Annotated in this window: 5 protein-coding genes; 1 reads left to right on the top strand and 4 read right to left on the bottom strand. The window is 75.7% G+C overall.

Going from position 1 to position 5978, the window contains the following annotated elements:
• Positions 1–180 precede the first annotated feature (180 nt).
• Entirely contained in the window at positions 181–1626 is a 1446-nt protein-coding gene (locus ACWD4B_RS34915) for an RsmB/NOP family class I SAM-dependent RNA methyltransferase (RefSeq protein ID WP_451424543.1), read from the bottom strand.
• 53 nt (positions 1627–1679) lie between these two features.
• Positions 1680–2624, bottom strand: a complete 945-nt coding sequence (fmt, locus tag ACWD4B_RS34910; protein WP_451424542.1) for a methionyl-tRNA formyltransferase — start codon at positions 2622–2624, stop codon at positions 1680–1682.
• Positions 2625–2891: 267 nt separating this feature from the next.
• Here fmt and ACWD4B_RS34905 point away from each other — a divergent pair, with 267 nt between their 5' ends.
• Entirely contained in the window at positions 2892–3374 is a 483-nt protein-coding gene (locus ACWD4B_RS34905) for a hypothetical protein (RefSeq protein ID WP_451424541.1), read from the top strand.
• A 113-nt stretch (positions 3375–3487) separates the two neighbouring features.
• Here ACWD4B_RS34905 and ACWD4B_RS34900 read toward each other — a convergent pair whose 3' ends face one another.
• Positions 3488–5629: a primosomal protein N' gene (locus tag ACWD4B_RS34900; RefSeq protein ID WP_451424540.1), complete on the bottom strand. Its 2142-nt coding sequence runs from the start codon at positions 5627–5629 to the stop codon at positions 3488–3490.
• A gap of 79 nt (positions 5630–5708) precedes the next feature.
• On the bottom strand, positions 5709–5978 hold a 270-nt coding region (locus ACWD4B_RS34895), incomplete at its 5' end, for a methionine adenosyltransferase domain-containing protein (protein WP_451423534.1).

Here is a 5978-nt window from a genome sequence, read left to right as displayed (position 1 = left end):
ATCGTCGGCCGCAACCACCGTGGGGTGGAGGACCACCTGTGCGCGTCGGCTGCGGGCCGGTGGGGGCTGATCGCGCAGTTCCCCGCGCCCCTTCGGGGCGCGAAGATCCCGCGGCTGGTCGCGCCCACGCGGCAGAGCCGCACATGTCAACAGCCCCGCGCCCCTCACGGGGCGCAGTTCTCAACCGGTACGGCGCAGCAGCGCCAAGTACATCGCATCCGTACCGTGCAGGTGCGGCCACAACTGGACGTCCGGGCCCTCGCCCAGTCCCGGAACGCCCCGCATCAGCGGCCGTGCGTCGATCCACTCCGCAGCCGGGGCGGGCCCGCCCCGGCCCTTCAGCACGTCGTCCACGACGGCCCGCGTCTCGGCCATGTGCGGCGAGCACGTCGCGTAGCCGACGACGCCCCCGACGCGCACGGCGCGCAGCGCCTCCCGCAACAGGGAGCGCTGGAGCGGGGCGAACCCCTCCAGGTCCTCCGGACGGCGCCGCCACCGCGCCTCGGGACGGCGCCGCAGCGCGCCGAGCCCGCTGCACGGGACGTCGACGAGCACCCGGTCGAAGACCCCTTCCCGCCACGGCGGTCGCGTGCCGTCGGCGGCGATGACCTGGTACGGACCGGGGTTGCCGGCCAGCGCGCGCTCCACGAGGCGCGCCCGGTGCGGCTGCTTCTCCGAGGCCAGCAGCGCGGCACCGCGCTCGGCCGCGAGCGCACCGAGCAGGGCCGCCTTGCCGCCGGGCCCGGCGCAGCCGTCCAGCCAGCGCCGGTCCGGCCCGTCCAGCGGCGCATCGGCCAGCGCGAGGGCGACCAGCTGGCTGCCCTCGTCCTGGACGCCCGCCCGGCCCTCGCGCACGGCGTCCAGCGCCCCCGGCTCGCCGCCCTCGGCCAGCCGCACCGCGTACGGGGACCAGCGGCCGGGCAGCCCGGACTCCTCGCCGAGCGCCGCCAGGAGCTCGTCCGTGGTGGCCCGCCCGGGGCGGGCGACGAGCGTCACCTCGGGCCGCTCGTTGTCCGCCTCCAGCAGGTCCTCGATCCCGGCCCGGCTGCCGCCGAGCGCGTCCCACAGCGCGGAGACGACCCAGCGCGGGTGGGAGTGCACGACGGCGAGGTGCTCTTCGGGGTCGTCCTCGTACGGCGGGGCGACGCGCTCCACCCAGCCGTCCATGTCGTGGGCGGTGATCTTGCGCAGCACGGCGTTGACGAACTTCGCCCGCCCGTCACCGAGTACGCAGCGGGCCAGCTCGACGGTGGCGGACACCGCGGCGTGCGGCGGGATGCGCGTGCCGAGCAGCTGGTGGGTGCCCAGGCTCAGCACGTCCAGCACCGGCGGGTCCACCTCGCGCAGCGGCCGGTCGATGCAGGACGCGATGATCGCGTCGTACGTCCCCTGGCGGCGGAGCGTGCCGTAGACCAGCTCGGTGGCCAGCGCGGCGTCACGCGCGTCGAAGCCGTCCTTCTCACGGGCCTTGCGCAGCAGCGGCGGCAGCACGAGGTTCGCGTACGCGTCCCGCTCGTCCACCGCCCGCAGCGCCTCGAAGGCGAGGATCCGCACCGGGTCCTTCTTGGGACGGCGGTGGGGTTTCGCGGGTCGGCTCTGCTGACGGCGAGGCGCGTGGTCGTTCACGAAAATGTGCTCCGGAGATGGGGAAGGCGACGCCTCCAGCCTACGCGTGCCGCTTACGCGGGCTGATCGGCCCCGAGCTGCTCGCCTGCGGCGATGCGCACCCCGCGGGCCCAGTCGGCGGCCTTCATCGGCTTCTTGCCCTGCGGCTGGACCCACAGCAGCTCCACCGCGTGCGAGCCCGTGCCGATGTGCACGGAGTTCTTGGCGGCCCCGATCGCACCGGGGGCCAGGTCGGCGCGGTCGGGGCTGAGCGCCGCCGCCATCACCTTCAGGCGCTCGCCGCGGAAGGTCGTCCAGGCGCCGGGGGCCGGGGAGCAGCCGCGCACCACGCGGTCGACGCGGAGGGCGGGGGCGGCCCAGTCGATCCGGGCGTCCGCCACGCTGATCTTGGGGGCGAGGGAGATGCCGTCGGCCGGCTGCGGCACGGCCTTGAGGCTGCCGTCCTCGATGCCGTCCATGGTGGCGGACAGCAGTCCGGCACCGGCGAAGGCGAGCCGGGTCAGCAGGTCGCCGCTGGTGTCGGTGGGCCGGACCTGCTCGGTGAGCACGCCGAAGACGGGGCCGGAGTCCAGCCCCTCCTCGATGAGGAAGGTGGAGGCGCCGGTGACCTCGTCGCCGGCCAGGATCGCGTGCTGCACGGGGGCGGCGCCGCGCCAGGCGGGCAGCAGCGAGAAGTGCAGGTTGACCCAGCCGTGCGCGGGAATCTCCAGGGCCGGCTTCGGCAGCAGGGCGCCGTAGGCGACGACGGGGCAGCAGTCGGGGCCGATCTCGCGCAGCCGGGCGAGGAAGTCCTCGTCGCGCGGGCGGGCGGGCTTGAGGACCTCGATGCCGGCCTCTTCGGCGCGCTCGGCGACGGGGCTGGCGACCAGCCTGCGGCCGCGGCCGGCCGGGGCGTCGGGGCGGGTGACGACGGCGACGACCTCGTGGTGCTCGGAGGCGATCAGGGCGTCGAGGGCGGGGACGGCGACCTCGGGGGTGCCTGCGAAGACGAGCCTCATGGGTGGCGAACTACCTCTCCTCGAGCGCCGGGTGGAACGGCGCACCAGTCTAGAGGTGCCCACGCCCCAGGGGGCGTGCGGGTGGATGCGCGCCCCATTCCGGAGTACGTGCGCCCCCATACCGTGACCCGGCGGGCTGTGGCGCGTTGGGTCAAGAGAGATTGACCGGAGCGGGCCGCAACCACGGGCCTGCTGCCCTTGTCCGCCAAGGGGCGTCAACTCCCGTCCGTACACGTCACGTTCACCGCCGGCCCGAGAGGCTTGTTCATGCCCGACCACGCAACCCACGACGCCCAGGCACGGGCCAGCCTGCATCTCCTGGTCCGGGACATCGAGAGGGTGCGCCGCCAGGTGGACGCTCTGCGCACCCTCACCGCCCAGCTCGGCAACGTCTACCGCCCCCGCAGGACGGGCCCCTCTGCAGGCTTCGTCGTCTACGGCCGGGCCCCCGCGCCGACCGTGCGCCTGGCCCAGGAGCTGCGGGACAGCGTCGAGACGCTGGTGACGGCCGCGGTGGACTTCGACCGCTCGCTGGGCTTCTCGTGGGACGCGGTGGGTTCGGCGCTGGGCGTCACCAAGCAGGCCGTGCACCGCCGTTACGGGGCACGCCGGGCGAACGGGCAGACCACGACGGAGCCCCCGGCCGAGACGACGGTGCGCACGGCGGAGCAGCCCGTGGTCCCGGCGGCCCGCTCGGTCCCGGTGCCGGAGCCCCGCACGTCGGTCTTCCCGGGCCCGCGAAACGGCTGAGCGCTCCGTTCCTCCGCGCCCCGAAAGGGGCGCGGGGCGGCTTCTCCCCCAGCTACCGCTGGGGGCACCCCCAGCGGCTCCGCCGCGTGGGCGCGACCAGCCACAAGAGACCGTCACCCGATATCCGGCGGATCCACCCGCAACCGCACGGGCTCCCCCTCACGCCGCGCGAGGCGCACCGCCTGCGCCGTCTTCAGCGCAGCGGCCAACGCGGCCCCCTGCCCCGGCCGGACCCGCAGCAACGCCCGCTCCCACCGCTCCCCCGGCGGAGGATCGCCGGCCCGCACCGGAGCCCCGGCCCGCCGCACCGGCAACGGCACCGGCCCGAGCACGTCCGTCCCCGGAGGCAGCTCGGCCGAGCCGATCAGCTCGGCCACAGCGGCAGGCGTCCCGGCGACCGACACCATCCGCGAGACGGGCGGGAAGCCCAGCTCCGCCCGGTCGGCCAGCTCCCGCATCGCATGCCCCGCCGGATCCCAGCGCACGAGCGCCTGCACGGGCCGCAGCGTCGGCTCGGCCACGACGACCACCGTGCCGCCCGCCTCCTGACCCCGCACCAGGGCCGCGGCACCGAGCCAGCGGCGCAGCGCCTCCTCCCCGGCCCGCAGGTCGGGCAGGCCGAGCAGGGCCCACCCGTCCAGCAACAGGGCGGCCGCATAACCGCGTTCGGCGACCGGCTCGGCGCCGGGCGTGGAGACGACGAGCGCGGGCTGGTCCGGCACGGTGTCCAGCACGTGGTTGCGCCCCGAGGTGCGCACCGGCACCGCGGGGAAGGCCCGGCCGAGCTCCTCCGCCGTGCGCTGCGCCCCCACGATCCGTGCGCGCAGCCGGAAGCCGCCGCACTCGGAGCAGTGCCAGTCCGTGGTCTGCTGCCCGCACCAGCCGCAGTGCAGCCCGGCGTCGCGCTCCCGCGCCTCCAGCGGCCCCGAGCAGTGCCCGCACCGCGCGGGCTCGCGGCAGCGCTCGCAGCCGAGCCGGGGCGCGTAGCCGCTGCGCGGCACCTGCACCAGCACGGGCCCGTGCCGGAGCCCCTCCCGGGCGGCCTCCCAGGCGATCGTGGGCAGCCGTGCGGCCCGGGCGGCCTCGTCCCGCGCCTCGTCCTTCTCCTCCACCGTGCGGACCCGGGGGGCCGTCGCGCGCACCCGCTCGCGGTCCGCGGCCAGCGGCAGCGCCCAGCCGGTGTCCACCAGCTGCGCCGCCTCCACGGTGCAGCCGAAACCGCCCAGCAGGAACGCGGCCCTCTCCTGCACCGCGCGCAGCACCAGCACTTCGCGCGCGTGCGGCTGGGGGGCGTTGGTGTCGCTGTGGCTGGAGTCGCCGTCGTCCCAGATCGCCACGAAGCCCAGGTTCCACACGGGCGCGAACATCGCGGCACGGGTGCCGACGACGGCCCGCACCGCACCGCGGTTCACGGCGAGCCAGCGGCGGTAGCGCTCCTCGGGGCCGAGGTCGGCCGTCAGCAGCACGTGCCGGCCCTGGCCGAGGAGCGCTGTCAGCTCCGCGTCGACCCGGGCGGCGACCCGCCCGTCCGGCACGACGATCAATGCACCCCGCCCGGAGGCGAGCGCGGCGACGGCCGCCCGCGCGAGCTCGGCGGGCCAGTGCGGCCCGGGCAGCGCCGTCCAGACGGCACGCGGGGAGTCCCCCCGCACCAGGGCGTCCAGATATGCGGGCCCGGTCGGATACCGTGCCCAGCTGCCCGCCTCGGGCGCACCGGGCCGGGACAGCAGCCGGGGCGAGGCCTCGGCCTCGATACGGGCGTGCCGCGGCGGAACGGCCAGCTGGAGCACGTCGGCGAGCGACCCGGCGTACCGGTCGGCAACGGCCTTGCAGAGGCTCAGCAGCGACGGCCGGAGCACGGGCTCCGGCGACAGCACCTGGGCGAGCGCGGCCAGCGGCCCCTGGTAGTCGGACTCGGCCACCCGCTCGATGATGTACCCGTCGAGCAGCCCGCCGCCCTCGCGGCGGCCGTCCCGCACCTTGGACGTACCGGCCCCGAAGCGCACCCGCACCCGGGTGCCCGGCTGGGCGTCGGCGTCGAGCTCGGCGGGCACGGCGTAGTCCCACAGCCGGTCCAGGTGCACCGGCCCCTTGTCCACCAGCACCCGCGCCACGGGCAGCTCCCCGGCCAGCGCCGCCCCGCGCCACGTCCGCGGCTTGGCCCGCGGCACCTTGGCCTTGCGCACGCTCTCCCGGATGAGCGCCAGCTGCTCCCCCGCCGGCGACTGCTCGGGCCGCCCTTTCTCGCTGCTCACAACTCCAGTCCTACCAGAGGGCAACGACATCGGCCCCGGACCGATCCAGCGGTCCGGGGCCGATGTGTGCTTGCGGGGCCTACAGTCCGGCGGCCTGCTTCAGGGCCTCGACCCGGTCGGTCCGCTCCCACGTGAAGTCCGGCAGCTCACGGCCGAAGTGACCATACGCAGCCGTCTGCGCATAGATCGGACGCAACAGATCCAGATCACGGATGATCGCCGCGGGGCGCAGGTCGAAGACCTCACCGATCGCATTCTCGATCTTGTCGGTGTCGATCGTGTTGGTGCCGAAGGTCTCCACGAACAGACCCACCGGCTCCGCCTTGCCGATCGCATACGCGACCTGCAC

Source organism: Streptomyces sp. NPDC002536 (assembly GCF_053594995.1).
The sequence above is the reverse complement of the archived record's forward strand: the minus strand, read 5'-3'. Positions and strand labels throughout refer to the sequence as shown.

Bases quoted from the DNA above. Each gene is read 5' to 3' on its own strand.
- fmt (WP_451424542.1), bottom strand. From the start codon at position 2,624: ATGAGGCTCGTCTTCGCAGGCACCCCCGAGGTCGCCGTCCCCGCCCTC.
- ACWD4B_RS34905 (WP_451424541.1), top strand. From the start codon at position 2,892: ATGCCCGACCACGCAACCCACGACGCCCAGGCACGGGCCAGCCTGCAT.